Here is a 3,520-nt window from a genome sequence, read left to right as displayed (position 1 = left end):
CAACAAAAGAAAAAGTGAATGCAATCGCCTATTTGGGGCAATTAGCCAAGCAAAGTTAACCAAAATCAAGCAATTCAAGGGAAAAATCGGGTTGGATATTGAATTTGAAACATTTAGTACGTCGGCAACATCGGTATTAGCCGATGCCTTTATCTGGTTTGATTATTTTCATTGCGGCCAGCAATCCGTTGTTTCTGGATTATCTTCTTGAGAAGAATATTATCGTTGTCGCTATTTATGGCTTGATTTTAGCCGGATTAGTTCCCTTGCTCTGAAACCACTTTGTTCGCGACCTAGTACTCCGTTCCGCCAAAACGCTTACATGAAATCGCGCCTTCGCCTGTCATGCGTTGTTGCAAATCCTCGCCATAGCTACGGCTATAACTGCGGTTTGTGCCTAGCCTGGCAGGCGAATCCATCGATTTCATTTGTAAGCTAATTGACGGTACGGAGTACTAGCCCTTTTGTGTGCTACCTATCAGCGTAGATGGAAATAGGCTATTTGCAAAAATTATAGCCAAATGCTGGCAACCAACGGTCGATGATCGGAAGCTATTCTTGCCAAGGGCGTTTCATGTACCGACAAATAGCATGAAAATTGTCCTGGCGCAATCCAGATTCTATCCAATGCCAGGCATGGCCAACAGGCTGGATAAGTCCGCAAATGTGGTTGTGGAGAAAAATGGCGGCGTAGCCAGCGTAGCGGTCTTCCCCAGAGCAACCATTCATTCAAGTCTCCCATCAGTACGTCTATATCCGGCACCTGCGGAGAAATCATCTTTAGTAGGTGTTTGACTTGATGACGACGTTCAGCGGGGCGCAACCCCAGGTGCGTGGCTACCACTCGCAGCGTAAACTGACCAACCTGGAATCGGGCCTGAATGGCTCCGCGAGGCTCGTAGCGATGGAAACTCAGATCGATTCGTTTGATATCTTTTACAGGCAGGCGGGTCAGGATTGCGTTGCCGTAATATCGGGTGCCTCGTAACAGCGTCGGTCCGGCAATCGGTTGATAACCGTTTGCTTCGGCAAGGTAGTCCAGTAAATCGAGATTGGCGACAATATGGTGGTCAACTTCCTGTAAAGCGACAATATCGGCGTCAATCTCTCGCAGTACCGCTGATATGCGTTGCGGATTAAAATGACCGTCCATACCAATACAGGCATGGATATTGTAAGTCGCGAGATTCAGAACAGCAGGTAATTGCATGCACTATCGAGCTTTATCGGGAGTTGTCAGAAGAATCTTTGTCGAGTCGCTTTTTTAGCGTAAACAAAACCAGTGCAATGCCGCCAGCAAAAATAACAAAACTTATTATCGCAACGGGTGCCGGATTATCGATTGCTCTGATTAATAATTTCGCAAACAGAAAAATGGTCAAGATCCCTGGCAACATGCCCAGCAGCGTACCCAGGATGAATTTTTTCAAATGCAGATGGGTCGCGCCCGCCACCAGATTAATCATTGCAAATGGCGCAACAGGAACAAGTCGTACCCGAATGACCGCCATCAGACCATTCTTGATCAACTGCTTACTTAAACGGTTAAGCCGGTGCCCCGCTAATTGGGTCACTGTTTTGCGGCCCAGAAAATAACCGGCTGCATAACCCATCAATGTGCTTAACAAAGCGCCACTCATTGTATAAAAAGCACCGGGCCAGAAATCAAAAGAAACAGCTACCAAAATGACCAATAATGTAACAGGCACCGCTAGTAGACCAGCAAGCGCAAATCCAAGAATGGTCACAAAGGGTGAAAGTGGCTGACTTACATCGATCACTGCTTGCTGCAGGGCGACCCAATCACCCAGTACACCCCATTTCCATAGCCCCGCAGTGAATACCGCTGTTGACAATACCATAACGGTTGTAATTAACTGCTTGCGAATAGACTTCGATTCTTTGACGGGAATGAGTTCTTCTGCTAGCGCATCCATTTCCGTAGGCCGTTCTGGATCGATGTAATCGGAATCAGGCAGTATTTCTTCAGCAAGCTCTTCAACTTTGCAGTCAAGTATCGACAATGTACGTGGAAAATTCTGCCGGGCATCGATCAATTTCAACAATGATCCCAGCTTTATCAACTCGCTTTTTAATTCCTCCTGACCGAGATCGAAATGCTCGCTTAGCAAACGCAAACGGAAGGCGCTGATCACTTCTTGCTGCGCAGTATTTTCAGCTTCAATTGCCAAGTCGCACTCACTATCCAGCCCCATTGAGCGGTTGCTCAAATTTGCTGAGCCTATCCTCAAGAAATTATCATCCACTATCATTAGTTTGCTATGTAAACCAATGTACGCCTCGCCAAGTGCTTGATGGCGCGGATAACAGATACGTAACCGGTTGTATTGATCGGCATTGCGGAGTTTCTGCGTGGCACGATATCGCAGCACATCCATGGTGTGCTGTTCCAACCAGCCCCCAGTCTTAAGAGGTTGCACCAGGACAACTTCGGGGCCATCGGGCTCCGCGAGCCGGGAGGCCAGTTTTTTTGCGATCTTTCCTGAGGTGAAATACTGGTTCTCAATATAAATGAGTTTCTTCGCGGCGGAAATGCTGTCAATGTACAGGGATTCAACTTCCCTTTTTTCGGGCGTATTGTTAAACGCTGGAACAGTTCGGGCAATTGCCACCTTCACCTGGCTGAATAATGCTTCGACATGTTTCGGCCATAAATTATTCGTATCATAAATTGGAGCAGCGGATAGTTGTTTCCCGGTCGCCTGCAGCCATCGTGCCCGCGCTAACTCCGCAAGCGCTTTGGCAGCCTCTCCCTCAACCAGCATCTGTATATCATGAAACGGAGGGTAGGCCTTGTTATTGGGATCTATACGCCTGCTATCATTGGGTGCGTGAACAGAACTGTCCCAGCGGTGCTTACCCAAATCGAATCCGCCACAAAAAGCGATTTTGTCATCGATAACGACCAGTTTTTGATGTTGTGAGCCGCCAAACGGACAGTGTTCATCCAGCTCATAATGTAAGCGCGATTGTTTTTCCCAACCAGACCAGTAAATCGGTATCCATTCACGTTCGAGTGCATAAAGCATAGCCCAGTCCCAGTTAAGAATATAAATCTCTAATTTAGGGCGCTGTTTGAGTAGGGTGTTGATAAGCTTGCCCAGCTCGGTCGGTAGCTGAGTGGACTGCTCTCCACGTACCAGACGTACTCTGCTGTCTATATCCCAGGCCAGGATATAGATTACATGCCGCGCTCGTTGCATGGCTTCATGCAACGCTTTGAAATAATCTTCTCCGTCCACCAGTATGGAAACTCTGGTGGCATCAGCCACTCGCCAGCAATTGTGACCGGAATGGATAATCCTGCTGTGCTTCATACGCGAGACTCCATGCTGACTAATGGGATATCGAGGAATTGGCTTTATCAGAAGGGGAAATACAAAGCCCTAGACTATTTCCAGCTTCAAGCAGCGCGAAAAATGTACATTACTGGTATTTCATAGCGGTAATCATCGTCGTAGATACTCTGTCTTCAGTCAAGCCAAATTTACGTATTAGT

At 47.3% G+C, this 3,520-nt stretch carries 3 protein-coding genes; 1 reads left to right on the top strand and 2 read right to left on the bottom strand.

What is annotated here, in order from left to right:
- Positions 1–211, top strand: a 211-nt coding sequence (locus ABTW62_RS13625) for a hypothetical protein (RefSeq protein ID WP_430905121.1), incomplete at its 5' end; no start/stop codon positions are given.
- A gap of 300 nt (positions 212–511) precedes the next feature.
- Here ABTW62_RS13625 and ABTW62_RS13620 read toward each other — a convergent pair.
- Positions 512–1,210 carry an endonuclease/exonuclease/phosphatase family protein gene (locus ABTW62_RS13620; RefSeq protein ID WP_430905120.1) on the bottom strand — a complete coding sequence of 233 codons (699 nt, stop codon included), beginning with the start codon at positions 1,208–1,210 and terminating at the stop codon, positions 512–514.
- A 13-nt stretch (positions 1,211–1,223) separates the two neighbouring features.
- Entirely contained in the window at positions 1,224–3,338 is a 2,115-nt protein-coding gene (locus tag ABTW62_RS13615; RefSeq protein ID WP_430905119.1) for a VTT domain-containing protein, read from the bottom strand.
- Between the last annotated feature and the right edge of the window lie 182 nt (positions 3,339–3,520).

Origin of the sequence: Nitrosomonas sp. ANs5 (assembly GCF_050584665.1) — a bacterium.
Classification (GTDB): Bacteria; Pseudomonadota; Gammaproteobacteria; order Burkholderiales; family Nitrosomonadaceae; genus Nitrosomonas.
This window is presented reverse-complemented; position numbering and strand designations above follow the sequence as displayed.

Coding starts and splice junctions, on each gene's coding strand:
- ABTW62_RS13620 (WP_430905120.1), bottom strand. CDS start 1,210: ATGCAATTACCTGCTGTTCTGAATCTCGCGACTTACAATATCCATGCC.
- ABTW62_RS13615 (WP_430905119.1), bottom strand. CDS start 3,338: ATGAAGCACAGCAGGATTATCCATTCCGGTCACAATTGCTGGCGAGTG.